The organism is Sphingomonas bacterium (assembly GCF_028289855.1).
Classification (GTDB): Bacteria; Pseudomonadota; Alphaproteobacteria; order Sphingomonadales; family Sphingomonadaceae; genus Sphingomonas.
On record NZ_JAQGKZ010000124.1, the window covers coordinates 1 to 23,600 of the forward strand.

Genomic DNA, 23,600 nt, shown 5'->3' on the forward strand with positions numbered 1-23,600 from the left:
TCACCGAGCTGACGCTCGCCGCGGCGCGGGACACGATCCGCATTCTGTCGTGGCTCAAATCGAACGCGCCGCAGACCAACGTCGTCGTGGTCGCCAACCGCGTGACGCCGGGCGCGCTGGAAAACGAGCGCAAGGATTTCGAGGGCTCGATCGAGCGCAAGATCGATTTCCAGGTACCGTATGACCAGAAACTGGCGGCGCAGGCGGCCAAGCTCGGCAAGCCGATGGCCGAAGCCGGCAAGGGGTCGAAGACCGTCTTGCCGCTGAACGAACTGGCGACGCGGCTGATGGCGATCGGCGACAATGCCGAAGTGCCGGTCAAGCCGGCCGGCAAGAAGGAAGCCGGCAAGGCGCAGTCGTTCATGGGCAAGTTCGCCGACCTGAAGTCGCTGATGCCCAAAAAGGCGGCGAAGTCGAATTGATCGTGGCCGTTCCTTTCCGGAATGGCGCCGAATTTGTGGAGCGTTGAGCGATGCCGTTGGTGCCGCTGATCTCGATCGTAGTCGGTGGCGGCATCATGTTGCTCCTGCTGGCATTCGCCTTCGCCGGTCCCTCGGCGGAGAAGGCCCAGGTGCGCCGGCTGATCTCGCTCAAGGAACGTCATAGCGGCGCCGCCAGCGAGGCCGCGATGGCCGCGCAGATGCGCCGCATCACCGGCAAGCGCGACAGCGGCATGGATACCGCGATGATGCGGTTCCTGCCGCGTCCCGCGCTCCTCAAGAAACGCCTGGCGATGACCGGCAAGAGCTGGACCGTCGGCCAGTACGGCATGACCTCGGTCGGCATGATCGTCGTGGTCGGCGGGTTGTTGCTGATGAAGGGCGCGCCCGTCGCGGTGTCGCTGTTGATCGCCGTGTTCATCGGCGCGGGCCTGCCGCATTTCGTGGTCGGCTATTTCATCAAGCGCCGCGGCAACAAGTTCACCGCCAAGTTCCCCGACGCGATCGAATTGCTCGTGCGCGGTTTGCGTTCGGGCTTGCCGATTTCGGAGACGATGGGCGTGGTCGCGGCGGAAGTCCCCGGCCCCGTCGGCGAGGAATTCCGCGCGATCAGCGACAAGATGAAGATCGGCCGGACAATGGACGCCGCGCTTCAGGAAACCGCCGATCGGCTCGGCACGCCCGAATTCCAGTTCTTCGTCATCTCGATCGCGATCCAGCGCGAGACCGGCGGCAATCTGGCCGAGACCTTGTCCAACCTCGCCACCGTGCTGCGCCAGCGCAGCCAGATGAAGCTCAAGATCAAGGCGATGGCGTCCGAATCGAAGGCGTCGGCGTACATCGTCGGCTCGCTGCCGTTCATCGTGTTCGGCCTGATCATGTGGATCAGCCCCGGTTACATGGGCAATTTCTTTGTCGATCAACGCCTGATCGTCGCCGGGGTCGGTGGCATGATCTGGATGGCCCTCGGGGCATTCATCATGGCCAAAATGATCAATTTCGAGATTTGATGGCGATGCAAGTTCCTCCACATACCCCCACACTGCTCGGCGTCGATGTCATCTGGGTCGGCACGTTGCTGGCCGCGGTCGCCGCGTTCGCGGTGCTGCTCGCCATCTACGCCGCGACCACCGTGCGCGACCCGATGGTCAAGCGCCTGAAGGCGCTCAACGATCGTCGCGAGCAGTTGAAGGCGGGCATTACCGCATCGACCAGCAAGCGCCGCGCGAAGCTCGTCCGCCAGAACGACACGACCGACCGCATCCGCTCGCTGTTGTCGGGCCTCAAGGTGTTGCAGGACAGCCAGCTCAAGGTCGCGCAGACCAAGTTGCTCCAGGCCGGCATCCGCAAGAAGGAATATGCCGTCGCGGTCATCTTCGGCCGCCTCGTCCTGCCGATCATCCTCGGCGGGCCGATGCTGTACCTGGTGTACGGCACCGACATGTTCGCGACCTGGTCGCCGATCAAAGCCTACGGCCTCGTCGCGGGTACCTTCATCCTGGCCTATAAAGGCCCGGACATTTACCTGAAGAACAAGATCAGCAAGCGCTCGTCGGCGATCCGCAAGGGCCTGCCCGACGCGCTCGACCTGCTGGTGATTTGCGCCGAGGCCGGCCTGACCGTCGACGTCGCGTTCCACCGCGTGTCGAAGGAACTGGGCAAGGCCTATCCCGAGCTCGGCGACGAATTCGCGCTGACCGCGATCGAACTGGGCTTCCTCGCGGAACGGCGCCAGGCGTTCGAGAACCTCGCGACCCGCGTCCACCTCGACGCGGTCAAGGGTGTCGTCACGACGATGATCCAGACCGAGAAATACGGCACGCCGCTCGCCTCCGCGCTGCGCGTGCTGTCGGCCGAATTCCGTAACGAGCGCATGATGCGCGCCGAGGAAAAGGCCGCCCGCTTGCCCGCGATCATGACGATCCCGCTGATCCTGTTCATCCTGCCGACGCTGTTCATCGTCATTCTCGGCCCGGCATCGTGCAGCATCTCGGACGCGTTCAAGACCACCTAGACTGGAACGCTAAAGCCGGCGCATCGTTACTCCGGCATAACGAACCGGAAAAAAGGGCGCGCCGATGCTGTTTACCAACGTTACGCAATTGGCCGTATTGGGGCTGGTCCTGATCCTTGGTCTCGTCCTCGGGCTGCTGATGGCGCCCAAGGGCACGCGGTGGCGGCGCCAATACGAAGCGGAGCGCGATGCGCACGCCGCGTACCGCACCGACGCCGACGCGAAGTGGCGTGAGCGCGAGGCGCTGACCACCAATCGCGATGCCTATGTTCGCGATCTCGAAGCCGAGAATGCGCGGTTGAAGGCGGAAGCGCCCTAGCTGAGCGGCTTGCAGCTCGATTTCTTACGCGCGGCGTCGATCGCGGGGAATTGCGCGCCGTCCTCGACCAGAATGCGGAGCAGCGCGATGCCGGTGGCGCCATCGACCCTGACCGCCTGCATCCCGTCAGGCACGGGCTGACCGGCAAGCGCGATCGCGATGCGGATCGGCCGCCCTTCCGCGTCGATATTGTTGCGCACGAATTTGACGTCGGTCCGCGCGTCGAACACCGAAAGCGACCAATAGCGCGACGGCACCGGCTCGATATCGACCAGCACCGGCCCGTTCGATACGTCATACGGGCAGGACGAATAGGCCAGGTCGGGGCTGGGCCGCACGATCGCCCGCGCCTTGTCGGTCGCGAGCGGGGTCGCGGCCATCGCGTTATACCCCGCCAGCTTGCTGATCCGCCCGGTCGCAAAGCTCATCAGCGTGCGCGGAATCTGCACCATCGCCAGATTGTAGACGACGATCGCGAGGACGAGGCCCAGGATGAGCGGGGGCAGCCAGCGACGCATCAGCAACCCTCCTTGACGATCGAGGGCAGTTGATCGCGCGTCAGGTTCCCCGCCCCGCCGTCGTCGGGCAAATAAGCGCGCAGCGTCAGGTTGAAGCGATCGACTCGTCCGGTCGGCAACCATAGCCCGGCCTGTTGCGCCGGCGCGACCTCGATCGCCCAGCCCGCCGGATCGGGGACGTGCGCGCTTTCGATCGAAAAGATGTTCGCCTGGTTCGGGACAAGATAGCTGTCGTCGCCGTACAACGTGACGCTCCACCATTTGGCCGGGACCGCGCGGCCCGACACGCGATAGCGGCACTTGCCGTCGAGCGGCGCGCCCGCGCTATCGACCGCGGCGGTGTAATAGCGCACCTCGTGCGCCGGCAGCGCGAGCAGCCCGCGCCACGCCACCGTCGCGCGCGTATAGGCGTCGGCGCCGGTCGTCCCGAAATCCTTGCCCGTCGTCCACGGCCCGATCGCGATGCTCGCGCCGAACGCGCCGCTCCGCACCCGCTGCACCGCCGCCCCCGCGCCGAGCGCGAGCCCGGCCACGCCGCAAATCACATACCGGACCCAAGGTTGCATCGGCCCCTCTCGTCAATTGGGGCAGCGGTGGTAGCGCTTGCCCTCGATCGTCATCGCGTCGTCGCCGCTGCGCTCGACGCCCAGATTCTGCGTGAATGGCTTGTCGTCCTCGGTATATTTGCCGGTCACCGTCACGGTCTTGCCCTTGAGGGTCCAGGTACCGATCCCGCGCTTGCCATAGAACCCGCCACCCGCACCGAAATTGACCGCGCGCCGCGCCGAGCAATCGCCTTCGCCAGCGCCCCAGCGGCCGCTCAGCCAAGTGCGGTTCACCCCGGCGGGCGTGGGCTTGGGTGTAGGCGTCGCCTTGGGTGTCGGCGTGGGCGATGGCTTGGGGCTGGGCAACGTCGTCGGGCTCGGCACGGGCGTCGGGGGCGCGACCATGGCGTTGCCGTCGGTCCCGCCAAGGTCGGTCACCACCGGCGGCGCGCTCGGCATCGGCTCGGGCGCCGCGACGGTACCGCGACCGGGATCGTTGACGTCGCCCATGAACATCCACGAGCCGCTGACCTGCACGAAGCGCCCGGTGCGCTGCGACGATTTGTCGCATTTCTTGGTGTAGGCGCTGCACGCCACCGACTTGAAATCGCAGATATAGCCGGGCAGCGACGGCGCCGCCTTGCACGCGATGCGCTCGGTCGACTGGACCTTCTCACCGCGCCTGGCGAGCGCGTCGATCATCTCGTCCTGCGACGGCCCGTCCTGGCCCAGCCCGCTGCACGCCGACAGCGCCAGCGTCACGATCAACAATGCCCCGACCCGCGTCATGGCGTCAGGAGTGTAGCGGAGCGGCGAATCCGTCAAGTCCCGCGCTGCCCTAGCGCCGCCTGCGCGGCGGCGAGGCGAGCGATCGGTACCCGATATGGGGAGGCAGAGACGTAATCGAGCCCGACCTTTTCGCAGAACGCGATCGAGGCGGGGTCGCCGCCGTGTTCGCCGCAAATGCCGAGCTTGATATCGGCGCGGGTCGCGCGGCCGCGCTGGGCGGCGATCTCGATCAGCTCACCCACGCCTTCGACGTCGATGCTGACGAACGGATCCTTCGCGTAGATGCCCTTTTCGACATAGACTTGCAGGAACCGCGCGGCGTCGTCGCGGCTGACCCCGAGCGCGGTTTGCGTGAGGTCGTTGGTGCCGAACGAGAAGAATTCGCCGACCTCGGCGATCTCCCCGGCGCGCAACGCGGCGCGTGGCAGCTCGATCATCGTGCCGACGAGATACTCGACACGCTTGCCGGTCTCCGCGAACACCGCCTCGGCAGCCTTGTCGACGACGGCCTTCATTAGCTCCAACTCGCGCCGCGTCGCCACAAGCGGGATCATGATCTCCGGCACCGGCGCCACGTCGAGGCTCACCGCCGCCTCGAAGATCGCGCGCGCCTGCATTTCATAGATTTCGGGATAGGTCACGCCGAGCCGGCAGCCGCGGTGCCCGAGCATCGGGTTGAATTCGTGGAGCTCGGCGGCGCGGCGCTTGAGGTAGTCGACCTCGACTCCGGCCGCTGCGGCGACCTCGGCAAACTCCTCCTCTTCGTGCGGGAGAAATTCGTGCAGCGGGGGGTCGAGCAGGCGGATCGTCACCGGCAGCCCCGCCATCACCTCGAAAATCTCGACGAAGTCGCTGCGCTGTTCGGGCAACAATTTGTCGAGCGCGGCGCGGCGGCCCTTTTCGTCCTCGGCCAGGATCATCTGGCGCACCGCGGTGATCCGCGCGGCGTCGAAGAACATGTGTTCGGTGCGGCACAGCCCGATCCCTTCCGCGCCGAATTCGCGCGCGGTTTTCGCGTCGAGCGGAGTCTCGGCGTTGGCGCGCACCTTCAGGCGGCGCACGCCGTCGGCCCATTCCATTAGCGTGCCGAAATCGCCCGCCAATTCAGGCTGCACGGTCGGGACTTCGCCGATCATCACCTCGCCCGACGCGCCGTCGATCGTAATGACGTCGCCCTCGTTCACCTCGCGCGTGCCGTTCGCACTTGGGCAGCGCATCACTTTCGCCTTGGCGTCGATCGACAGCGTCCCCGCCCCCGACACGCACGGCCGGCCCATGCCGCGCGCCACGACCGCAGCGTGGCTGGTCATCCCGCCGCGCGCGGTCAGGATGCCGCGCGCCGCGTGCATGCCGTGAATGTCTTCCGGGCTGGTCTCGGTGCGCACCAGGATAACCGCGTCGCCCGCCGCCGCGCGCTTCTCTGCGGTGTCGGCGTCGAACACGACCTTGCCGCTCGCAGCGCCCGGCGAGGCGGGCAGCCCGCGCGTCAGCACATCGCGGGTGGCGGCGGGGTCAAGCGTCGGGTGGAGCAACTGGTCGAGCGCCGCCGGGTCGACACGCGCGATCGCTTCCTCGCGGGTGATCAGGCCCTCCTCGGCCATATCGACCGCGATCTTGAGCGCGGCCTTGGCGGTACGCTTGCCCGAGCGCGTCTGGAGCATCCAGAGCTTGCCGCGTTCGACCGTGAATTCGATGTCCTGCATGTCGCGGTAATGCCGTTCGAGGATGTCGAACACGCCGGCCAACTCGCCGTAAACCTCGGGCATCGCCTCTTCCATCGACAGCGGCTTGGCATTCGCCGCCTGCCGCGCCGCCAAGGTCAGATATTGCGGCGTGCGGATCCCCGCGACGACGTCCTCGCCCTGCGCGTTGATCAGGAACTCGCCGTAATAGGCATTGTCGCCCTTCGCCGGATCGCGGGTGAAGGCGACCCCGGTGGCCGAGGTGTCGCCCATATTGCCGAACACCATCGCCTGGACGTTGACCGCGGTGCCCCAGGCGGCCGGGATGTCGTTGAGCCGGCGATAGACCTTGGCGCGCTCCGACTGCCACGACCCGAACACCGCGCCGATCGCGCCCCATAACTGGTCGTGGACGTCCTGCGGGAAGGGCTTCGACCATTGCTGCTCGACCAGCGCCTTATACTCGGCGACCAGCGCCTGCCAGTCGGCGGCGGTCATGTCGGTGTCGAGATAATAGCCCTTGTTTTCCTTGGCGATCTCCAGCGCATCCTCGAACGCGTCATGGTCGAGCTCGAGCACGACGTCAGAATACATCTGGATGAAGCGACGATAACTGTCCCACGCGAAGCGCTCGTCGCCCGACGCCGTCGCGAGCCCGACCACCGTCGCGTCATTGAGCCCCAGGTTGAGGACGGTGTCCATCATCCCCGGCATCGATGCGCGGGCGCCGCTACGGACCGAGACGAGCAGCGGATCGCTCGCATCGCCGAATTTCTTCCCCGTCACCGCCTCGATATGCGCGAGCCCGTCCGCGACCTCGGCCTTCAGGCTCTCCGGAAACTGCGCCCCTTCGTCATAATAGACCGCGCACATCGGCGTGCCGATCGTGAAGCCCGGCGGCACCGGCAGGCCGATCGAGGCCATCTCCGCCAGGTTCGCGCCCTTGCCGCCGAGCAGGTTCTTGTCGCCCTTGCCCCCGTCCGACACCCCGCCGCCGAAGCGATACACGTACTGAGTCATGCCATTCCCTCAGATGTCCAATCCTGCTGGGAAAGCCAGGCGGAAGTAGACAAAGTAGACACTATGGTCGAGGCTCAGCCCTCGATCTTCGAGAAATCGGCGACGGTGTGCACAGCGTCGCGCACCCGCGCGAGCAGCGCCAGCCGCGCCGCCCGCTTGTCGGGATCGGGATCGTTCACCGTCACACTGTCAAAGAAGGCGTCGATCGGTCCGCGAAGCGTCGCGAGCGCCGCCATCGCCGCTTCGAAATCCTCGTGCGCAACCGCATCGGCAGCGGCAGGCTCGGCGGCGTCGAGCGCGGCGATGAGGTCGGTTTCCGCTATTTCGGGCGTGTAGGACAGCGAAATCTTTCCGTGCTCCGGCGAAGGCCGGAGCGCTGCGTCGTCCGGGGCTTCGCTCGCCAACGCTCCGGCCTTCGCCGGAGCACCGGGCGCTTCCTTCTTCAGGATATTCGCGGCGCGCTTGTACCCGGCGAGCAGGTTCGCGCCGTCCTCGGTCCCGACGAACGATTGCAGCGCGCGGACGCGGGCGAGCAGGCGGACGAGATCGTCCTCCCCGCCGAGCGCGAACACCGCGTCGATAAGGTCGTGGCGGACCCCGGCTTCGCGCTGCTGGACCTTGAGGCGGTCGGCGAAGAAAACGAGGAGTGCGCGAATTGCGCCATTTGCGCGCTTGTTAAAATTCGCCAGTTCTTCAGGCGACCGAGCCCGTTCAATGTACTCTGCCCGCGTCCGCTCAAACTCATCAAGCGACATCGGGTCGCCACCGGCGTGGCGCGCTTTGACGAGATCGTCAAACCTCTTTGCCCACTCGGCACCGGCCATGGTGGCCGCTACACGGGCAACGCTAAGCGATAGCGGTAATTCAAGCCGAGTTCGCAGGCCGTTGGTCTGCAATAGGTCAAGTACGCCGAGTGCAGCGCGACGAAGCGCAAATGGATCTTTCGAGCCGGTCGGCGGCATTTCCCCGATGAAAAACGCCGAAAGCGTATCCAGCTTATCCGCTAGCGAAACCGCCACCGTCACCGGCGCGGTCGGGACGTCGTCGCCCTGCCCGACCGGCTTGTAGTGATCGCGCACCGCCTCGGCGACCGCCGCGTCCTCGCCCTGCGCGGCGGCATAATAGCCGCCCATCAGGCCCTGAAGCTCGGGGAATTCGCCGACCATGCCGGTGACGAGGTCGGCCTTGGCCAGCCGCGCGGCGCGGTCGGCCTGGCCGGCCAAGAGCGCGACGTGCTCCGGCGAAGGCCGGAGCGTTGGGTCGTGCCGCGCTTCGCTCTCCAACGCTCCGGCCTTCGCCGGAGCACGGCTACCGACAATCCCTTCCTCGACCAGCCAGCGCGCGAGCTTGGCGACGCGCTCGACCTTGTCGGCGACCGTCCCGAGCTTCTCGTGAAACACGATCTTCTCAAGCTTCTTGGCCTGCTCCTCGAGCGGCACCTTCAAATCGGTGTCGTAGAAGAACCGCGCATCGCTCAGCCGCGCGGCGAGGACCTTGCGGTTGCCCTCGACGATCTTCGCGCCGCCGTCCGCCGCGTCGATATTCGCGGTGCAGATGAAGGCGTTGGCGAGCTTTCCTGCGGCATCGCGGCACACGAAATATTTCTGGTTCACGCGCGCGGTGAGCTGGATCACCTCGTGCGGGACGCTGAGGAAATCCTCGTCGAACCGTCCGAGCAGCGGCACCGGCCATTCGGTGAGCCCGGCATTTTCGTTCAACAGGCCTTCGTCCTGCACCAGTTCGAGCCCCGCCTTGCGCACCGCCATCGTCGCGCCGAGCGCGATGATCGCGCGGCGCTCGTCCTGATCGACGATGACGTGGCAGGCGTGGAGCTTCTCCGCATAATCGCTCGCCGATCCGATCGTGATGACGCCGGGATGGTGGAAGCGGTGGCCGAGCGTCGCCGCGCCCGATTGCACCCCAGCGATCTCGCACGGCACGACCTCTTCGCCGAGCAGCGCGACGATGCCGTGCAGCGGGCGGACCCAGCGCAGGGATTCGGTGCTGGCCGACGCCGCGCCCCAGCGCATCGACTTGGGCCAGGGAAACGCGCGAATAATCGCGGGGATCGCCTCGGCGAGCACATCGGCGGTCTTGCGGCCCGGCTTGTCGATCACTGCGAACAGCACGCCGTCGCGCTCGACCAATTGGTCGGCGCTGAGGCCGGTCTTGCGCAGGAACCCTTCGAGCGCTTGCGGCGGCGCGCCGGCGCGTGGGCCCTTCACTTCCTCGCTAACCGCGGTGGTTGCGGCGGGCAGATCGCGCGCGATCAGCGCGAGGCGGCGCGGCGTCGCAAAGGTGACGACCGCGTCGGCGCGCAGCCCGGCTTTTTCGAGCTCGGCGGTGAACAGCCGCGCGAGATCGTCGCGCGCCTTGTCCTGCATCCGCGCGGGGATTTCCTCGGAGCGCAGTTCGAGCAGGAAATCGGTCATTCCAAATCCTCCCCGGCACGGGGAGGGGGACCATCCGAAGGATGGTGGAGGGGGCGGGCCGCAAACGATACGATCGATTGGGCCGCTTCGTCGGCATCCTTCAGGACGTCAGCCGCCGGGACGCGGAGGATTTGATAGCCCTGCTTTTCGAGCCATGCGGTTCGCTGGATATCGCGCTCGGGTCGATCACCCATATCATGAGCGATGCCATCGACCTCGATCACCACCTTGGCCGCCGCGCAATAGAAGTCAGCGCGATAACCACCGATCGGATGCTGCTTACGGAACGCGATGCCTTGCGGGGAGCCTTTGAGGCGTTGCCAAAGCAGCACTTCCGGAAGGCTCATCTCGCGGCGGGCGCGACGGGCTTCGTATACTTCGGGCCGGCGGAGCGAAGGCGAACCCCCTCCACCGCGCTTCGCGCGGTCCCCCTCCCCGTCCCGGGGAGGATCTTGGAGCCCGCTCACGCCGCCCACCCGTTCTTGTCCATCCACGCCTGACACGCGCCCTTCGCCAAATCGCGCACCCGCCCAATGTACGCCTGCCGCTCCGCCACCGAGATCACCCCGCGCGCGTTGAGCAGGTTGAAGATGTGGCTCGCCTCGATCGCTTGTTCGTACGCCGGGATCGGCAGCTGATGCGCCAGGCAATTCTCGCACTCCGCGGCGGCCTTGCGGAACAGGTCGAACAGCGTCTCGGTGTCGGCCACCTCGAAATTCCAGGTCGATTGCTCGATCTCGTTTTCGAGGAACACGTCGCCGTACGTCACCCCCGCGTCGTTATACGCCAGGTCGTAGATCGAATCCTTGTTCTGCAGATACAGCGCGAGCCGCTCCAGCCCGTAGGTCAGTTCGCCCGCGACCGGCTTGCAATCGAACCCGCCCATTTGCTGGAAATAGGTGAACTGGGTGACTTCCATCCCGTCGCACCACACTTCCCAGCCCAGCCCCCAGGCGCCGAGCGTCGGCGATTCCCAATCGTCCTCGACGAAGCGGATGTCGTGGTTGGCGGTGTCGATACCGATCGCCGCGAGGCTGCCGAGGTAGAGATCCTGCAGATCGGGCGGGCTGGGCTTCAGGATGACCTGATACTGGTAATAATGCTGGAGCCGGTTGGGGTTCTCGCCATAGCGCCCATCGGTCGGGCGGCGGCAGCCCTGCACGAACGCCGCGTTCCACGGGTCCGGGCCAAGCGCGCGCAAGGTCGTCGCGGTGTGGAACGTCCCCGCCCCCATCCGCATGTCGTACGGCTGCAGGATCAGGCAGCCGCGATCGCTCCAGTAATCGTGGAGCGTCAGGATCATGCGCTGGAAGGAGAGCGGCTGGGTCATGTCATGGTGTCTCGGGGCGGCTTTGGCGAACCCCCTCCCCACGGTCAAGCAGCGCCCCCAAAAGTCAGCATGACATGTCTTTTTGTCATGTTGTATGGCGTTATTATACTTGACGTACCCAAGCACAATCTGTAGGGATTGATGCAACGGAGAAAGCGTCATGGTTTCGGCACTGTCAGCACCCCACTTTCACAGCGAAGAAGCGGCCTACGCTTACGTTGAGGCGCGTATCTGGCCGCAGGGTCCGGTCTGCCCTCACTGTGGCGGCGTGGAGCGGATCAGCGCCATGAAGGGCAAGTCCACCCGCGTCGGCGCTTACAAGTGCTACCAGTGCCGCAAGCCCTTCACCGTCAAGATTGGGACCATCTTTGAGGACAGCAAGGTTGCCATGCACATCTGGTTGCAGGCGATGTATCTGATCGCCGGATCAAAGAAGGGCATTTCGAGCAATCAGCTTCACCGCACCTTGGGTGTCACCCTGAAAACCGCTTGGTTTATGTCTCATCGTATCCGCGAAGCCATGAAGGTCGAGGGCGGCGATCTGTTCGGCACCGGGGGCGGCTTTGTTGAGGCCGACGAGACTTTCATCGGTCACACTGGCGGCACTAGCCGTATGGCGATCCACAACATGAACAAGGTCGTTAGCCTGATCGACCGTAACACCGGGCGTGCTTCCTCGGTCGTTTTCACCGGCTTCTTTAGCAGCGCCAGCATCGGCGCGGCCATTGGTCCTAAGCTATCGCAGGAAGCCGTTTTGATGACCGATGAAGCCAACCACTATAAGGACGTTGGCACCCGCTATGCGGCTCATCATAGCGTCAATCACGTTCGCGGCGAATACGTGCGCAAGGGTAATGCGACTATCCACAGCAACACCGTTGAAGGCTTCTTTTCGATCTTTAAGCGCGGGATGAAGGGCGTCTATCAGCATTGCGGATCGCAGCATCTGCACCGCTATCTGGCAGAGTTTGACTTCCGCTACAGCAACCGCGTCGCGCTAGGGTATAATGATGCGGATCGCGCCGACCGTCTGCTGGCGGGTGTCGTTGGCAAACGCCTGACTTATGCGGCAACAGTGTGAGGGAATAATGCCAAAGAGAAAGGGCGATCAGATGACGCCCGAAGAGCAAAGCGAGCGGTTCAAGGAAGCCGCGCGCGAGCACGTGGGCGATGGCGAACCAAGCCTCACCGACGCCGAAAGGCGATTTAACGACCTAGTGCAAAAGGTTCTGCCTCAAGCAACTAAGCGCCCTCGCCCTCGGGGATAGGTATAGCGTTTAAGACGGCTTGCGGCAGGTTGTCTCGGACGTTCTTCAGCGCGGGCAAGTTTAGCAGCCGCGTGATGTCAGACGCGGGGACGACACAGCTCATACCGCTAAAGCCGGTAATGCTTCCTCCGCTCTCTACGAGACTAGCCTCCTCAGGCTTCCGGTGTGGCCCTACTTCCCAACTTTCGGGAAACTGGCCCCACTGAAGCCCAAGAAACCTTATCTGCGTTTGTGTCCCAGTGCCCCACGTGCGCTTCGAAACGATTGGCTGCTCCTTGCCATCGGAAATTAATTGGTTCGCCATACGGCCATCTACCGTCATGCCCATTGGTCGGTAGGCATACACGGGGCTTCCCGAAAAACCGGATCGACTGTGCATATCAACAACCACAGACGGGCCTCGATAACCCGTTGGTTGAAGCACATCGGCTTCTAGCATGCTGATCGCGCCGAACCTCAGTGCAGGCTTGTTTGTAAGATGGCCGTCATAGTCGACAAATCGACCGGCCATATAAACGTCCTCGCCTATGAAAACCTCGTACTTATCGCCGACGAACTTAGTGGCCGGAATTGTCATCGGCCTCGGTTGCGATACAGGCGCGAGCAAGGGGATCGCAGCTAAATCCGGCCCGCCAGGAATGAAAACCCATTCCGATGGGTCGGATTCTATGATGTGCGAACCTCCGTTGCGATCGGTATATCTAACGACGGAGTTTCCGCCGTCACACGCCACATGCCAGTTTGTAACCACATACATGTAAAAGATGTCGGGACGGCCCGGCACGGGAACGCCAATAACCGCTCCGCTGCCGCCATACTTTTTGCCATGCTCCGCATCTTCGACCGTTGGGTAAAGGAATACCGTCGCGGACAGCATTTCTTGGGCGAAACTTAGATCTGGCACTGCCGTGCTCCCTAGCAAACCGAGCGCGCGACTCGATACGCTGCACCCCCTCACCGTTAGAGCATTACCACAACTAGTGTCTGGGTACGTCATCTATAATGACCCCTGTTGTATTGACATGGTCGTGAATAACAGCCAGATGTCAGGTCAACCTGACACGAGTCGGGGGAGGATCGGCCGGATGAAGAACCGCCTGAAAGTGCTGCGCGCCGAACGCGGTTGGAGCCAGGCCGAACTGGCCGGGCGGCTCGACGTGTCGCGCCAGGCGGTCAACGCGATCGAAACGGGCAAGCATGACCCGTCGCTGTCGCTGGCGTTCCGCATCGCACGATTGTTCGACCAAGCGATTGAGGAGATTTTCGATGACCGACACCCCGGCTGATAATCATTGGGGCGAACGACAGCTTAAGCGCCGCGATCGGCAGCAATGGCTGCTTAGGGGATCGCTGATCGCGCTGGGAATCGTATTCGTGATCGGCGTACGATCGCTCGTTGCCGCGCATGCCATCGGCCAAGGCACGACGGCCCTCTTCGCTTTGGCCTTCGTCGCGATCGTCGCGGTGGTGGGATGGGTATCGTGGCAGCGCCAGGACGAGGTTCGGCGACGCATCGCGATCAACGCCTATGCCGTGATGGGGCTCACGTGCCTGATGCTGATGCCGCTGGCCGGCGGCATCGGGCCGCTGCTGGGGCTGCGCCAACCCTTTCTTGTCGTTTATGTGATCGCGGTGCTCACGGTGCCGGCGGTGGTGGTTTTTCAACGCATCCGCGGTTGAGAAGCGCGGGCGCCACGCTACCTAAGGCCGCATGGACATGAAATTCCTCCGCCGGCTGATCGCCGCCCCCGCCATCCTGCTTGCCCCGCCGAGCGTCGCGCAGACCGCCCCCGCGCCAGCGCCGGTCACGGCACCAGCCGCCACGACCGATGCCGACCCCGCGCTCTGGGTGGTCAAGGATGCCGACACGACGATCTATCTGTTCGGCACGATCCATGTGCTCAAGCCCGGCCTGTCGTGGTTCGACGAGGGCGTGAAGAAGGCGTTCGATTCGTCCGACGAACTGGTGCTGGAGATGGTCCAGCCCGATCCCGCCGCGATGCAGTCGCTGGTGATGAGCAAGGCGTTCAGCACCACCGGCCCGACCTTGCCCGAGAAACTCCCCGCCGCCGACCGCCCGGTCTACCTGAAGGCATTGGCCGATCTCGGCATCCCCGCGCCCATGTTCGACCGCGCTCAACCGTGGTTCGCCGCGACCAACCTGTCGCTGCTGCCGCTGATGAAGCTCGGCTACGATCCGGCGAGCGGCCCCGAAAGCGTGCTGACCGCGGCCGCCGCGACCGAGAAGAAGCCTGTTGCGGGTCTGGAGACGCCCGAGCAGCAGATCGGCTTCCTCGCCAATCTGTCTGACGGCACGCAGCTTCAGTTCCTCGAATCGACGCTCAAGGATCTGCCCAAGACCGCCGAGAATATGGACAAGATGGTCGGCGCCTGGTCGCGCGGCGACCCCGCCAAGCTCGGCGAGATCATGAACGAGGGGCTGACCGATTCGCCCGAACTGGCGAAGACGCTGCTGTTCGACCGCAACGCGCGCTGGGCGCAGTGGATCAAGGCGCGGCTGGCGAAACCCGGCACGGTGTTCATCGCGGTCGGCGCGGGGCATCTGGCGGGGCAACAAAGCGTGATCGAGCAATTGAAAGCGCTCAAGCTGACCGCCACGCGGGTCGCGTATTGAGTCCGTCACCCCGGCCTTGTGCCGGGGTCCGCCGAGCGGCAGGAGCCGGACAGTCTTGATTTGCGGCACGGCGGACTCCGGCATTAGGCCGGGGTGACGAAGGAGAAGGGATGCGACGGCCAGCCATCAAATGCCTTCGCACCCTGATTGTCGCGGCTTTTGCGGCGGCGCTCGCGGCCTGCTCGCTGGCGTCCGAGCCGGCGACGCCGCCGATGTGGAAGGTCAGCGACGGCGACACGACGGTGTGGCTGCTCGGGTCGATGCATCTGCTGCCGTCCGGGACCGACTGGCGCGACGCGGCGGTCGAGCGCGCGATCGGCGAAGCGGACACGCTGGTCCTGGAAAGCGATCCGGATGCGAAGAGCGGCTTCGACGTGCTCGCCAAGGCGCCGGGCCTGCCCCCGCTGACCGAGCGGCTCGGCCCCGACCGCCGCGCCGCGCTCGACAAGGCCATCGCGCGGACCGGGCAGCCGGCGGACGCGTTCGACGGGTACAAGGATTGGGGCGCGGCGGTGATGCTCGACACCGGCGATGCGACGGATGCGGGCGCGACGTCGAAGGACGGGGTCGATGCGGTGTTGTGGGCCGCGTTCCGCACGAAGAAACGCGTCGCGCTCGAACAACCCGGCGCGCAAGTCCGCGCGCTCGACATATTGCCGCCGCAGCTCCAGCGCCGCATGCTCGACGAGACGATCGACGGCCCGCGCTACGAAAGTGTGCTCGACGCGTGGAGCCGCGGCGACCTGGCCGCGCTCGACAAGGCCAGCGCGTCGAAGGAACTGCGCCCGTTCCTCGTCACCGCCGCCAACCGCCGCTGGGCCGACTGGATCGCCAAGCGGATGGGGCAGAAGGGCAAGCTGCTTGTCGCGGTCGGCGCGGGGCATCTCGCGGGAAAGGAGTCGATCGTCGATCTGCTCGCGGCCAAGGGGTTCCAGGTCGAGCGAGTGCAATGAGCCGTGGTATTCGGCGGGGCGCTATTAGCTGCGGGGTCCCTTAGGCACTGCGCTGAGCCTCCTCTTTTTGATAGCGACGGCTTAACTCGAACCCATCAATTTCCTCGCCTTCCGGCGAAATCACGATGATCTGGGGAAAGAGGTTCTGTGCCGCGCGGAAATGAGTAAGCGCCTCGCCCGGACTGGCTGGCGTTGCCACCACCACGCGGGTCCGATTTTTCTCCACGCCTATGATCTGGTACATCGGGCTTCCAAGCTTTGTGCTAAATATAGGGCAGCGAGCGCCGGGGCGCTACGGATTTAGGCGGCTAAATTCAAACTGCTACACTACGGGCTAACCACCTCCCTTGCCTCCCCGCCCCCTTTCGGCTAGTGGCGCGCGCTTCCGCAGCGTGGTCATCCCTGGAGGCGTGCGCGGATTTACCTGAACCAACGTATTTCGGAGACTAACAATGAGCGACCAATTGACGCTCGCCGCCGAGACGCGCGACCGTGGAGGCAAGGGAGCCTCACGTGATCTGCGCCGCAACGGCCGCGTGCCCGCCGTCATCTATGGCATGAAGCAGGACCCGATCTCGATCCACGTCGAGGAAAAGGCGCTGTTGAAGATGCTGATGACCGGGCATTTCATGAATACCGTCGTGATGATCGACACCGGCAAGGGCGCCGCGACGCGCACGCTGCCCAAGGACGTCGCGTTCGACGTCGTCAGCGACCGGCCGATCCATGTCGACTTCCTGCGCATCAGCGAGCACGCGACGGTTCACGTCAACGTGCCGGTGCACTTCGTCGATGAAGACGAATCGAAGGGCATCAAGATCGGCGGCGTGCTCAACATCGTTCGCCACGAGCTCGAGCTGATCTGCGACGCCGCCGACATTCCCGGCGAGATCGCGATTTCGCTCAAGGGGCTCGAGGTCGGCGATTCGATCCACATCTCGAACGTGACGCTGCCCAAGGGCGCCAAGTCGGCGATCGACGACCGCGACTTCACCATCGCGACGATCGTCGCCCCGTCGGCGCTCAAGTCGACCGAAGGCGACACCGAGACCGAAGCGGCAACCGCCGAGGCTCCGGCCGAGACCGCCGAGGCCGAGGGCGAGGCCCCCGCAGCCGAAGAGGCTCCCGCCGCCGAGGGCGACGCCGAGTAACACCGGCCGATGGCGCCCCGCGCCGATCGATCCTAGAAACCTCCCCGAAGCGATTCGGGGAGGTTTTCATGTTTAGTCTGCTGCTATTGGCGACATCGGGAACCGCTGCGATTCCCAATGTTGATAAAGATGCCGTGTGCTTGTCAGCAGTAACCGCGGCGCTCTATTATTTTTACAAGGAAACCGAAGCGGACCAAAAGGAGATGCATCTTCTCAAGGAAGATTTCGAGAACGGTCTTACGTTTTATACTGGATCCCTGACCCGAACCCTGAGCGGTGCCGAACTAGACGCAACGGTGAGCGCCGCAAGAACAGCCGTGGCGGCGCTGCCAGTGAAGGATCAGCAGCAACTCGTGCCCGATTGCCTAGCTAACGTGCGCACTCAGATTGGCTTGGTGAAGCAAGCTCTGCTGAAAAAATAATGCAACTCTGGGTCGGCCTGGGTAACCCCGGCGCGCAATATGCGATGCATCGCCATAACGTCGGCTTCATGGCGGCCGACGCGATCGCGGAGGTGCACGATTTCGGGAGCGTGAAGAAGCAATTCCAGGGCTGGACGCAGGAGGGGCGCGTCGGCGGCGAGAAGGTGCTGCTGCTCAAGCCCGCGACCTTCATGAACGACAGCGGCCGCTCGATCGGCGAGGCGATGCGCTTCTACAAGCTCGAACCCGAAGACGTGACCGTGTTCTACGACGAGCTCGACCTCGACCCGTTCAAGGTCAGGGTGAAGCGCGGCGGCGGGACCGCGGGGCATAACGGCATGCGATCGGCGGTCCAGCATATCGGCGACGCGTTCCGCCGCGTGCGGATCGGCATCGGCCATCCGGGGCACAAGGACCGCGTCACCGGGCATGTGCTGGGCAATTACGCCAAGAGCGAGATCGAGCCGCTAAGTGATTTGCTCGGCGCGATTGCCGCCGAAGCGGATTGGCTGGCCAAGGGCGACGATGTGCGCTTCATGAACGACCTCGCGCTCAGGATGGGAAACTGATGCGTCCCCGATCAATCATTTGGTTCGAGCGTCTGATTTTTGTCACGCTGATTTTGGGCATGTTCAGCACCATATTGAACTGGGATTCCATCGTTGCCCGAACCGCGCTCACCGAGTCCCGTCCCGTGGCATTCGTCTTGATCGTGCAAACGTTGACGTTTGCGATGATTATAGGCCTGACGCTGCTTACATCACGGCGCCGTAGCAGGATCGCGATGTGGGTATCGATCGTTCTGACCGCACTCGGACTTCCGGTGTCGATCCTGATGCTGGTTCACAACCAGTTCGTTGGATCGGTGATAATTCCAGCGATCCAGATGCTAACGCAGTTCGTCGCCTTTGGTCTTCTTTTCACGCCAAACGCGCGCGCCTGGATGAGGCGCAAAGGAAATATGCCCAATCTGCAAGACACGTTCTCATGATATCAGTTTGCTGATGACCGTCCGCGCACTGTTCCCAACGCACTTCTACGAAGCCCCGCTTGGCGATGAAACACTCGTCTCCGAGCTTGCCGATGCCTGCCGCGACGTGGCGGCGCAGGACCGCGCCGGACAACATTGGTCGAAGGAGCACGGCTATCGCGGCTACACCTCCTACGCGTCGCTCAACGATCTGCCGCACCGCGATCCGCGTTTCGCCGATCTCGCCAAGCTGCTCGACAAGCATGTCGCGGCATTCGCCAGCGAGTGCGGGTTCGAGCTCGGCAAGAAACTCAAGCTCGACAGCGTCTGGGTCAACCTCCTCAAGCCCGGCGGCATGCATTCGGGGCATATCCACCCGCACAGCGTCGTGTCGGGAACGATCTACGTCACGGTGCCGCCGGGGTCGGGCGCGTTGAAGCTCGAAGACCCGCGCTTGCCGCTGATGATGGCGGCGCCGTCGCGGCCCGACACGTTCGTCTATGTCGAGCCGGAAGCGGGCAGCGTGTTGCTATGGGAAAGCTGGCTGCGCCACGAAGTCATGCCCAACGCGGCCAAAAGCGACCGGATCAGCATCAGCTTCAATTATCGTTGAGTCTTTGCCGCACTTGCGCGCGGATGCGGTACCGGCCCGCTCCTCCGCCCGACCGCCCATAGAATATATCGTAATTGGGCGGTCGGGTGGGGGAGCGGGCCGGTACCGCGACCAACTAAAATGCGAACCGGACCGCGAAGGTCGCGACCGGGTTGAGCCCCGCGCGATTGACGGCGCGGTCGTCGGCGCCCGACATGCGCACGCGCGGGCCACGAGTGATCGCGCGGCCAACCAATGTGCCGCCCTCGATCCCCGCGACGAGGCCCGGCGCGAGTTCGGTATCGTAACCGACGACGGCGGCGGGCGTACGCCGACGATAGACACGCTGTTGCAACCCGATGCCGAAGCGCACCATGCGCGGATCGAACAACAAACCGTTGGTCGCCTGTTCGGCATCGCGCCAGAAATTGGTCTTGGCGAAGTAACGGTCGCCGATCGAAAAGCGGAACCCCGTCTTGGTCGATGGATAAATGTCGATCATCCCACCGACGAAGCGCGGGCGGACCATATCGGTGATCGCGGTATAGCCGCCGCGCCGGACCAGCTGCGGCCCCATGCGTGGGCTCCGCGAACCGATCAGCCCGAACCGGGCTTTTGCAACCGAATGCGAAGGAAAGACCCGTTCGCGCGCTGCCGCCGGCTGTGCGATGCACGCCGCGCCAGCCAGTGTGCAGATGATCGCGGCGCCCCTGAACGCGATTCCCATGGCTTCCCCCCCGTGTGAGCGCCGCCTGTCCCCCGCAGCCCTCTAATCAAAGACGATGCCACAGCTTCGATCCCGCACCTAATTTTTACGCATAATTAACGATTGTGGCAGGCGCCGCACGATCCAGCCGGCTGGCGCTTTCGCGGCGGCGGCTCTACAGCGCGCGCTTTCCCCATCCCAAAAGCGAGCATCATGGGCTTCAAATGCGGCATCGTCGGGCTTCCCAATGTGGGCAAGTCGACGCTCTTCAACGCGCTGACCGAGACCGCGGCGGCGCAGGCGGCGAACTATCCGTTTTGCACGATCGAGCCCAATGTCGGCAATGTCGGCGTCCCCGACCCGCGGCTCGACAAGCTGGCGGCAATCGCCGGGTCGGCCAAGATCATCGAGACGCAATTGGCGTTCGTCGACATCGCCGGGCTGGTGCGCGGCGCGTCGAAAGGCGAGGGCCTCGGCAACCAGTTCCTCGGCAACATCCGCGAGGTCGACGCGATCGTCCACGTGCTGCGCTGTTTCGAGGATGGCGACGTGACGCACGTCGAGGGCAAGGTCGATCCGATCGCCGATGCCGAGACGGTCGAGACCGAATTGATGCTGTCCGACCTCGAAAGCCTCGAAAAGCGCGTCCCCGCCTTCGCCAAGAAAGCAGCGCAGGGCGACAAGGAAGCCAAGATCGCCGCCAGCGTGCTGGGTCAGGCGCTCGATTTGCTCCGCGACGGCAAGCCCGCGCGGCTGACCGAGCCGAAGGATGTCGAGGAAGCGCGGGTGTTCGGCCAGGCGCAGCTGATCACAGCCAAGCCGGTGCTCTACGTCTGCAACGTCGATGAGGGCGACGCGGCGACCGGCAACGCGCATTCGGCGCGGGTGTTCGAGAAGGCCAAAGCGGAAGGCGCCGAGGCGGTGGTGGTATCGGCGGCGATCGAGGCCGAGATCGCGACGATGCCAGCCGAGGATCGCGGCGAATTCCTCGCCGAACTCGGCTTGCACGAAACCGGCCTCGCCCGCGTCATCACCGCCGGATATAAATTATTACATTTGCTGACCTTCTTCACCGTCGGCCCCAAGGAAGCGCGCGCCTGGACCGTCCACACCGGCGCCACCGCGCCCGAGGCGGCGGGCGAGATCCACACCGATTTCGAGAAAGGCTTCATCCGCGCCGAGACGATCGCGTACGACGATTATGTGTCGCTCGGCGGCGAAAGCCGCGCGCGCGAGGCCGGCAAATTACGCGCAGAAGGCAAAGGCTATGTCGTCCAGGACGGCGACGTAATGCATTTCCTGCATAGCTGAGGCAGTCGTCACTCTTCGGGCGCGGCGTCCCATTTCGGTTTCATTTCCTTGCCCCATTTATCGGGGTCTTCCTCGTGCATTTTCTTCATCTTTTCCGCCACGTCGGGGTGCTTTTCCATGACATGCGCGGTCATTTTCTTGACCATGTCATCCCACGTTTCGGCCGAAATCCTTTGATCGCAAGCGCCGCCCAGTTCGCGGCACGTCATCGTCTTCATCGTTCCTCTCCGCATGATGTTACGGAAGGGGAAAACGCGAGCCTCACGACGCGAGTTCCGCCACCCGCTAGGCGCGGTCCTCCGGCGCGGGCGGCAGCTGGAACGATAAAGTGATCCCGGCGGCGACCTGCGCTTCGGCCGCCTTGCCCATCAGCGGGCGCGGCACGGACAGGAATTGGGTCGGCGACAGCCCCATGAATTCGCGGAATTCGTGGACGAAATGCGCCTGGTCGAAATATTCCGGGTCGATCAGCGAATTATAGTGGCGCTGTTCCATCACGCGCATTTTGCCCAGCGTGTCGAGAAACCGCTGGCGCCGCAACAGCCGCTTGGGGTTGAACCCGAACAGCTTCTTGCAGCGCCGCGCGAGCGTGCGTTCGGGCAGGCCCGCGCTGGCCGCGAAGCGCTCGACGCTGGCCGGCCGGTCGCGCAGGATCGCATCGAGCTCGATCGCCCAGTCGCGATTGGGACGGGTGTGCGCGAGGCGGCCGAGCAGCACATCGTCGAACAACGCCACGCCCGCCGCATCGTCGTCGTCAACGGCAATCAGCCGGGCCAGCAATTCATCGCCTGACACGCCGAACAAATCGCCCACCGGCACCACGCGATTGGCGAGTTCATCGGCGGGGATCGCCAGGAAACGCTGCCACCCCAATGGCGTCAGGCCGAAACCGACGGTCTTGCCCCCGGGGCTAACCACTTGCGCCGCACGATCGGTCGCGCCGAACAGCGCGGTATTGAGCGGCTGATCGGGATAGCGGCGCCCCATCTGCACCCGCCATTCGCCGCGCGTGGTGAACCGCACATTGCCCCATTCTGGGTAGAGGAAGTCCTCCAGCGGCCCGGTGCAGTCGACGAAATAATAGAAGGTCGCGAAACTGCGCAGCCGTTCGTCGGGCAGATAGATCCGAACCGACGTGCCCGACGAATCACGCCCCGCCGCTTCGGCGGCCTCGATTTGGCCCGACATGCTCGACGCGCTCCCCGAAGCCGTTGTTTCCGCAACGGTCTATCCGTTTTGGATGGAAGGCGAGAACAACGCCAAAGTCAATTCTGCGGTCGTCAGAGCTGCAACCCGAAGCGCGGGCCCAGCCACGTCATCGTCGCGTACAGCGCGATGGTCAGCACGCACCCCGCCGACAGCGCGAGCCAGAATGGCGCGCCCCGGCGGAGCAGCGCGGGGATCAGCAGGAACATCGGCAGCGACGGCAAGACGTACCAGAAGGTCGCGCCGGCATGCGCGGCCATATTCTCCGCATCGGGCTTGTCGCGCCACAGCCAGATCATCCCGAGCACCGACACCAGCGGCAGCGACGCGATCAGCGCGCCGATCCCGGGATAGCGCTTGGCGACTTCCGACGCCGCGGCGATCAACACGCCCGAAATCGTCGCCTTGATGAACAGGTAAAGCATCGTCTTATCCTTGTTCGAAGGCGTGCAGGATCGGGCATGGCCCCGCCGCGCCATGGCGGCAATCGCGCGCCAAGCGTTCGAGCGAGGCGCGCGCGGCGGTCAATTCGGCCAGCCTGGCGTCGAGCACCGCGATCTGCCGCTCGGCGAGCGAGCGCGCGCGGGCGCGATCCTCGCTCGCGTCGAGGTCGAGCAGTTCGCCGATCTGGTCGAGCGTGAACCCCGCCGCTTGCGCAACGCGGATGAATTTGAGCCGCCGCACATCGTCGTCGCCATAGCGGCGAACGCCGCCATTGATGCCGCCGCCCGCGCGCGACGGCGTGTCGAGCAAGCCGCGGCGCTGGTAATAGCGCACCGTTTCGACCCCGACGCCGCCCGCGCCCGCCAGCCGGCCGATCGTCATTGCGGTCATGCTTGACTCCGTACCATGGTACGGATGCTATAGGCGGGTCATGAAGGATCGGACAAGGTTGATCGTATTGCTGGCCGCTGCCGCGTTGCCGGTACCGGCGGTGGCGCAATCGATGCCCGGCATGCCCGGGATGAAGATGCCGGCCCCGCCCAAGGCCAAGCCCAAACCCGCGACAAAGCCGAAACCGGCGGCGAAGCCCGCGCCGCGCCCCGGCCCGCCGCGTCCCGCGCCCGCACCGAAGCCAAAGCCCGATGCGATGCCGGGAATGGACATGAGCCCCGCTCCTGCCCCCACCCCCGCCCCCACCCCCGCCCCTGTCGATGCTCCCGCGCCCGTCGCGCCGATGGCGGGGATGGACATGCCGGCAACGCCGCCAGCCTCCGCTCCCGCCCAACCGATGGCAGGCATGGAGATGAAGAACGGCGCGATGCCCGGCATGACGATGGGCGCGACCGCGTTCGGA

29 protein-coding genes and 2 pseudogenes are annotated in these 23,600 nt (G+C 64.7%); 16 read left to right on the top strand and 15 right to left on the bottom strand.

Going from position 1 to position 23,600, the window contains the following annotated elements; all coding sequences use genetic code 11:
• From JWM94_RS14180 to JWM94_RS14195, 4 genes and pseudogenes are all read left to right on the top strand, one after another.
• Positions 1-422 (top strand): annotated as a pseudogene (locus tag JWM94_RS14180) (pilus assembly protein CpaE); the annotation flags it as partial.
• Positions 423-472: 50 nt separating this feature from the next.
• Positions 473-1,450, top strand: coding sequence for a type II secretion system F family protein (locus JWM94_RS14185; protein ID WP_299428336.1), 978 nt, complete (start codon positions 473-475; stop codon positions 1,448-1,450).
• A 5-nt stretch (positions 1,451-1,455) separates the two neighbouring features.
• Positions 1,456-2,454, top strand: a complete 999-nt coding sequence (locus JWM94_RS14190) for a type II secretion system F family protein (RefSeq protein WP_299428421.1) — start codon at positions 1,456-1,458, stop codon at positions 2,452-2,454.
• Positions 2,455-2,518: 64 nt separating this feature from the next.
• On the top strand, positions 2,519-2,773 hold the full coding sequence (locus JWM94_RS14195; RefSeq protein WP_299428339.1) for a hypothetical protein: 255 nt from the start codon (positions 2,519-2,521) through the stop codon (positions 2,771-2,773).
• Here the strand turns inward: JWM94_RS14195 and JWM94_RS14200 are convergent.
• The 7 genes from JWM94_RS14200 to JWM94_RS14230 form a co-directional block, all read right to left on the bottom strand.
• On the bottom strand, positions 2,770-3,291 hold the full coding sequence (locus tag JWM94_RS14200; RefSeq protein WP_299428342.1) for a DUF1254 domain-containing protein: 522 nt from the start codon (positions 3,289-3,291) through the stop codon (positions 2,770-2,772). The two genes, JWM94_RS14195 and JWM94_RS14200, sit on opposite strands and share 4 nt — an antisense overlap.
• Positions 3,291-3,857: a DUF1214 domain-containing protein gene (locus tag JWM94_RS14205; RefSeq protein ID WP_299428345.1), complete on the bottom strand. Its 567-nt coding sequence runs from the start codon at positions 3,855-3,857 to the stop codon at positions 3,291-3,293. The genes JWM94_RS14200 and JWM94_RS14205 overlap by 1 nt, the downstream gene beginning before the upstream one ends.
• A gap of 12 nt (positions 3,858-3,869) precedes the next feature.
• Complete coding sequence (locus tag JWM94_RS14210; protein WP_299428348.1) at positions 3,870-4,661, bottom strand: hypothetical protein; 792 nt, start codon at positions 4,659-4,661, stop codon at positions 3,870-3,872.
• Positions 4,658-7,327 carry a pyruvate, phosphate dikinase gene (ppdK, locus tag JWM94_RS14215; RefSeq protein ID WP_299428351.1) on the bottom strand — a complete coding sequence of 890 codons (2,670 nt, stop codon included), beginning with the start codon at positions 7,325-7,327 and terminating at the stop codon, positions 4,658-4,660. The genes JWM94_RS14210 and ppdK overlap by 4 nt, the downstream gene beginning before the upstream one ends.
• 74 nt (positions 7,328-7,401) lie before the next feature.
• Positions 7,402-9,759: a glycine--tRNA ligase subunit beta gene (glyS, locus tag JWM94_RS14220; protein ID WP_299428354.1), complete on the bottom strand. Its 2,358-nt coding sequence runs from the start codon at positions 9,757-9,759 to the stop codon at positions 7,402-7,404.
• Complete coding sequence (locus JWM94_RS14225) at positions 9,756-10,106, bottom strand: endonuclease domain-containing protein (protein ID WP_299428357.1); 351 nt, start codon at positions 10,104-10,106, stop codon at positions 9,756-9,758. Before JWM94_RS14225 ends, glyS begins: the two co-directional genes overlap by 4 nt.
• Positions 10,107-10,222: 116 nt before the next feature.
• A complete protein-coding gene (locus tag JWM94_RS14230; protein WP_299428360.1) occupies positions 10,223-11,089 on the bottom strand; it encodes a glycine--tRNA ligase subunit alpha in 867 nt (288 codons plus the stop codon).
• A 160-nt stretch (positions 11,090-11,249) separates the two neighbouring features.
• Here JWM94_RS14230 and JWM94_RS14235 point away from each other — a divergent pair, with 160 nt between their 5' ends.
• Positions 11,250-12,170, top strand: coding sequence for an IS1595 family transposase (locus JWM94_RS14235; RefSeq protein WP_299428364.1), 921 nt, complete (start codon positions 11,250-11,252; stop codon positions 12,168-12,170).
• Positions 12,171-12,331: 161 nt separating this feature from the next.
• On the opposite strand, the gene JWM94_RS14240 is transcribed toward JWM94_RS14235, so the two are convergent.
• A complete protein-coding gene (locus tag JWM94_RS14240) occupies positions 12,332-13,261 on the bottom strand; it encodes a serine protease (protein ID WP_299428367.1) in 930 nt (309 codons plus the stop codon).
• Positions 13,262-13,442: 181 nt separating this feature from the next.
• On the opposite strand from JWM94_RS14240, the gene JWM94_RS14245 reads away from it, so the two are divergent.
• From JWM94_RS14245 to JWM94_RS14260, 4 genes are all read left to right on the top strand, one after another.
• On the top strand, positions 13,443-13,643 hold the full coding sequence (locus JWM94_RS14245) for a helix-turn-helix transcriptional regulator (RefSeq protein ID WP_299428370.1): 201 nt from the start codon (positions 13,443-13,445) through the stop codon (positions 13,641-13,643).
• On the top strand, positions 13,624-14,037 hold the full coding sequence (locus JWM94_RS14250; protein WP_299428373.1) for a hypothetical protein: 414 nt from the start codon (positions 13,624-13,626) through the stop codon (positions 14,035-14,037). The genes JWM94_RS14245 and JWM94_RS14250 overlap by 20 nt, the downstream gene beginning before the upstream one ends.
• 37 nt (positions 14,038-14,074) lie before the next feature.
• Positions 14,075-14,992, top strand: coding sequence for a TraB/GumN family protein (locus tag JWM94_RS14255; protein WP_299428376.1), 918 nt, complete (start codon positions 14,075-14,077; stop codon positions 14,990-14,992).
• Between the two features lie 110 nt (positions 14,993-15,102).
• Entirely contained in the window at positions 15,103-15,945 is an 843-nt protein-coding gene (locus JWM94_RS14260) for a TraB/GumN family protein (protein ID WP_299428379.1), read from the top strand.
• A gap of 40 nt (positions 15,946-15,985) precedes the next feature.
• Here JWM94_RS14260 and JWM94_RS14265 read toward each other — a convergent pair whose 3' ends face one another.
• The gene (locus JWM94_RS14265; RefSeq protein ID WP_299428382.1) at positions 15,986-16,189 is read right to left on the bottom strand and encodes a hypothetical protein; all 204 of its coding nucleotides are present in this window, start codon (positions 16,187-16,189) and stop codon (positions 15,986-15,988) included.
• A gap of 208 nt (positions 16,190-16,397) precedes the next feature.
• Between JWM94_RS14265 and JWM94_RS14270 the strand changes: the two genes are divergently transcribed.
• From JWM94_RS14270 to JWM94_RS14290, 5 genes are all read left to right on the top strand, one after another.
• Positions 16,398-17,096 (top strand): 50S ribosomal protein L25/general stress protein Ctc, encoded by a 699-nt coding sequence (locus JWM94_RS14270; protein ID WP_299428386.1) that lies wholly within the window; start codon positions 16,398-16,400, stop codon positions 17,094-17,096.
• A 68-nt stretch (positions 17,097-17,164) separates the two neighbouring features.
• Positions 17,165-17,518, top strand: a complete 354-nt coding sequence (locus JWM94_RS14275; RefSeq protein ID WP_299428389.1) for a hypothetical protein — start codon at positions 17,165-17,167, stop codon at positions 17,516-17,518.
• Positions 17,518-18,087 carry an aminoacyl-tRNA hydrolase gene (gene pth / locus JWM94_RS14280; protein ID WP_299428392.1) on the top strand — a complete coding sequence of 190 codons (570 nt, stop codon included), beginning with the start codon at positions 17,518-17,520 and terminating at the stop codon, positions 18,085-18,087. Before JWM94_RS14275 ends, pth begins: the two co-directional genes overlap by 1 nt.
• Positions 18,087-18,509, top strand: coding sequence for a hypothetical protein (locus tag JWM94_RS14285; RefSeq protein ID WP_299428395.1), 423 nt, complete (start codon positions 18,087-18,089; stop codon positions 18,507-18,509). Before pth ends, JWM94_RS14285 begins: the two co-directional genes overlap by 1 nt.
• Before the next feature lie 13 nt (positions 18,510-18,522).
• On the top strand, positions 18,523-19,101 hold the full coding sequence (locus JWM94_RS14290; protein WP_299428398.1) for a TIGR02466 family protein: 579 nt from the start codon (positions 18,523-18,525) through the stop codon (positions 19,099-19,101).
• A 115-nt stretch (positions 19,102-19,216) separates the two neighbouring features.
• Here the strand turns inward: JWM94_RS14290 and JWM94_RS14295 are convergent, their stop codons facing one another.
• Positions 19,217-19,657 (bottom strand): hypothetical protein, encoded by a 441-nt coding sequence (locus JWM94_RS14295; RefSeq protein WP_299428401.1) that lies wholly within the window; start codon positions 19,655-19,657, stop codon positions 19,217-19,219.
• A gap of 342 nt (positions 19,658-19,999) precedes the next feature.
• Here JWM94_RS14295 and ychF point away from each other — a divergent pair, with 342 nt between their 5' ends.
• The gene (gene ychF, locus JWM94_RS14300) at positions 20,000-21,097 is read left to right on the top strand and encodes a redox-regulated ATPase YchF (protein WP_299428404.1); all 1,098 of its coding nucleotides are present in this window, start codon (positions 20,000-20,002) and stop codon (positions 21,095-21,097) included.
• Between the two features lie 8 nt (positions 21,098-21,105).
• On the opposite strand, the gene JWM94_RS14305 is transcribed toward ychF, so the two are convergent.
• From JWM94_RS14305 to JWM94_RS14325, 5 genes are all read right to left on the bottom strand, one after another.
• Positions 21,106-21,315, bottom strand: coding sequence for a DUF1059 domain-containing protein (locus JWM94_RS14305; protein WP_299428407.1), 210 nt, complete (start codon positions 21,313-21,315; stop codon positions 21,106-21,108).
• Positions 21,316-21,382: 67 nt separating this feature from the next.
• A complete protein-coding gene (locus JWM94_RS14310) occupies positions 21,383-22,285 on the bottom strand; it encodes an AraC family transcriptional regulator (RefSeq protein ID WP_299428410.1) in 903 nt (300 codons plus the stop codon).
• 92 nt (positions 22,286-22,377) lie between these two features.
• Positions 22,378-22,728, bottom strand: a complete 351-nt coding sequence (locus JWM94_RS14315) for a DUF3147 family protein (protein WP_299428413.1) — start codon at positions 22,726-22,728, stop codon at positions 22,378-22,380.
• A gap of 4 nt (positions 22,729-22,732) precedes the next feature.
• Entirely contained in the window at positions 22,733-23,137 is a 405-nt protein-coding gene (locus JWM94_RS14320; RefSeq protein ID WP_299428416.1) for a MerR family DNA-binding protein, read from the bottom strand.
• 27 nt (positions 23,138-23,164) lie between these two features.
• Positions 23,165-23,410, bottom strand: a complete 246-nt coding sequence (locus JWM94_RS14325; RefSeq protein WP_299428418.1) for a hypothetical protein — start codon at positions 23,408-23,410, stop codon at positions 23,165-23,167.
• Between JWM94_RS14325 and JWM94_RS14330 the strand changes: the two are divergent.
• Positions 23,409-23,600: pseudogene (locus JWM94_RS14330) on the top strand (hypothetical protein); the annotation flags it as partial. The gene JWM94_RS14325 and the pseudogene JWM94_RS14330 sit on opposite strands and share 2 nt — an antisense overlap.

What these genes read in the sequence shown, in the direction of transcription:
- JWM94_RS14285 (WP_299428395.1), top strand. Translation starts at nt 18,087, where the DNA reads ATGCGTCCCCGATCAATCATTTGGTTCGAGCGTCTGATTTTTGTCACG.
- JWM94_RS14190 (WP_299428421.1), top strand. Translation starts at nt 1,456, where the DNA reads ATGCAAGTTCCTCCACATACCCCCACACTGCTCGGCGTCGATGTCATC.
- JWM94_RS14275 (WP_299428389.1), top strand. Translation starts at nt 17,165, where the DNA reads ATGTTTAGTCTGCTGCTATTGGCGACATCGGGAACCGCTGCGATTCCC.
- JWM94_RS14265 (WP_299428382.1), bottom strand. Translation starts at nt 16,189, where the DNA reads ATGTACCAGATCATAGGCGTGGAGAAAAATCGGACCCGCGTGGTGGTG.
- JWM94_RS14320 (WP_299428416.1), bottom strand. Translation starts at nt 23,137, where the DNA reads ATGACCGCAATGACGATCGGCCGGCTGGCGGGCGCGGGCGGCGTCGGG.
- JWM94_RS14230 (WP_299428360.1), bottom strand. Translation starts at nt 11,089, where the DNA reads ATGACCCAGCCGCTCTCCTTCCAGCGCATGATCCTGACGCTCCACGAT.
- JWM94_RS14305 (WP_299428407.1), bottom strand. Translation starts at nt 21,315, where the DNA reads ATGAAGACGATGACGTGCCGCGAACTGGGCGGCGCTTGCGATCAAAGG.
- JWM94_RS14205 (WP_299428345.1), bottom strand. Translation starts at nt 3,857, where the DNA reads ATGCAACCTTGGGTCCGGTATGTGATTTGCGGCGTGGCCGGGCTCGCG.
- JWM94_RS14195 (WP_299428339.1), top strand. Translation starts at nt 2,519, where the DNA reads ATGCTGTTTACCAACGTTACGCAATTGGCCGTATTGGGGCTGGTCCTG.
- pth (WP_299428392.1), top strand. Translation starts at nt 17,518, where the DNA reads ATGCAACTCTGGGTCGGCCTGGGTAACCCCGGCGCGCAATATGCGATG.
- JWM94_RS14225 (WP_299428357.1), bottom strand. Translation starts at nt 10,106, where the DNA reads ATGAGCCTTCCGGAAGTGCTGCTTTGGCAACGCCTCAAAGGCTCCCCG.
- JWM94_RS14235 (WP_299428364.1), top strand. Translation starts at nt 11,250, where the DNA reads ATGGTTTCGGCACTGTCAGCACCCCACTTTCACAGCGAAGAAGCGGCC.
- ychF (WP_299428404.1), top strand. Translation starts at nt 20,000, where the DNA reads ATGGGCTTCAAATGCGGCATCGTCGGGCTTCCCAATGTGGGCAAGTCG.
- JWM94_RS14255 (WP_299428376.1), top strand. Translation starts at nt 14,075, where the DNA reads ATGAAATTCCTCCGCCGGCTGATCGCCGCCCCCGCCATCCTGCTTGCC.
- JWM94_RS14200 (WP_299428342.1), bottom strand. Translation starts at nt 3,291, where the DNA reads ATGCGTCGCTGGCTGCCCCCGCTCATCCTGGGCCTCGTCCTCGCGATC.
- JWM94_RS14245 (WP_299428370.1), top strand. Translation starts at nt 13,443, where the DNA reads ATGAAGAACCGCCTGAAAGTGCTGCGCGCCGAACGCGGTTGGAGCCAG.
- JWM94_RS14315 (WP_299428413.1), bottom strand. Translation starts at nt 22,728, where the DNA reads ATGCTTTACCTGTTCATCAAGGCGACGATTTCGGGCGTGTTGATCGCC.
- glyS (WP_299428354.1), bottom strand. Translation starts at nt 9,759, where the DNA reads ATGACCGATTTCCTGCTCGAACTGCGCTCCGAGGAAATCCCCGCGCGG.
- JWM94_RS14310 (WP_299428410.1), bottom strand. Translation starts at nt 22,285, where the DNA reads ATGTCGGGCCAAATCGAGGCCGCCGAAGCGGCGGGGCGTGATTCGTCG.
- JWM94_RS14295 (WP_299428401.1), bottom strand. Translation starts at nt 19,657, where the DNA reads ATGGGGCCGCAGCTGGTCCGGCGCGGCGGCTATACCGCGATCACCGAT.
- JWM94_RS14325 (WP_299428418.1), bottom strand. Translation starts at nt 23,410, where the DNA reads ATGTCCATTCCCGGCATCGCATCGGGCTTTGGCTTCGGTGCGGGCGCG.
- JWM94_RS14250 (WP_299428373.1), top strand. Translation starts at nt 13,624, where the DNA reads ATGACCGACACCCCGGCTGATAATCATTGGGGCGAACGACAGCTTAAG.
- JWM94_RS14260 (WP_299428379.1), top strand. Translation starts at nt 15,103, where the DNA reads ATGCGACGGCCAGCCATCAAATGCCTTCGCACCCTGATTGTCGCGGCT.
- JWM94_RS14290 (WP_299428398.1), top strand. Translation starts at nt 18,523, where the DNA reads ATGACCGTCCGCGCACTGTTCCCAACGCACTTCTACGAAGCCCCGCTT.
- ppdK (WP_299428351.1), bottom strand. Translation starts at nt 7,327, where the DNA reads ATGACTCAGTACGTGTATCGCTTCGGCGGCGGGGTGTCGGACGGGGGC.
- JWM94_RS14270 (WP_299428386.1), top strand. Translation starts at nt 16,398, where the DNA reads ATGAGCGACCAATTGACGCTCGCCGCCGAGACGCGCGACCGTGGAGGC.
- JWM94_RS14185 (WP_299428336.1), top strand. Translation starts at nt 473, where the DNA reads ATGCCGTTGGTGCCGCTGATCTCGATCGTAGTCGGTGGCGGCATCATG.